We start from the raw sequence: 526 nt of genomic DNA on the forward strand, positions 1-526 counted from the left end.
GTATCATATAAACTTGCTCTGTTTATTCCTAATTGACTTACCAAATCTTGCACGGAAGTAGCAGAATATCCTTGCTTCCAAAACAAACACATTGCTTTGGCTAGTACTTCTTTTTCGTCAAATGATTTAACTCTTGGCATATAAAAAATGTGGAAGTTATTTACACTTCCACAAAATTACCATATTGGAACTTTCATTCCAAATATATTCAAAAAAAATTAACTCAATAATGGATTGATGTTTATTCCTCCATCAATATTATACTCACTTCCTGTTATAAAAGTAGCATTATCAGATGCTAAAAACGAAACAAGTTTAGCTACTTCTTCTGGTCGTCCAAATCGTTTTAAAGGAATACGGTTTTCTATTGTTTGAGCAAAACCTTGTAATTGCTCTTCTTCCATTCCTGTTTTTCCAAAAATTGGTGTAGATATTGGTCCTGGATTTACTGAGTTTATTCTTATTTTTCTTGGGGCTAATTCCGTAGCTGCTGTTCGTGTATAAGAATTAAGCGCTGCTTTTGATG

2 protein-coding genes are annotated in these 526 nt (G+C 32.7%); both read right to left on the reverse strand.

Annotation, left to right across the window (positions count from 1 at the left end; genetic code table 11):
- Window positions 1-140 (reverse strand): helix-turn-helix domain-containing protein (locus tag ACYVBN_RS18385; RefSeq protein ID WP_460601774.1); only part of this gene is annotated, 140 nt, incomplete at its 3' end.
- A gap of 78 nt (window positions 141-218) precedes the next feature.
- Window positions 219-526: SDR family oxidoreductase (locus ACYVBN_RS18390; RefSeq protein WP_460601773.1), on the reverse strand; the 308-nt coding region annotated here is incomplete at its 5' end.

This window comes from Flexivirga lutea, from assembly GCF_054778955.1.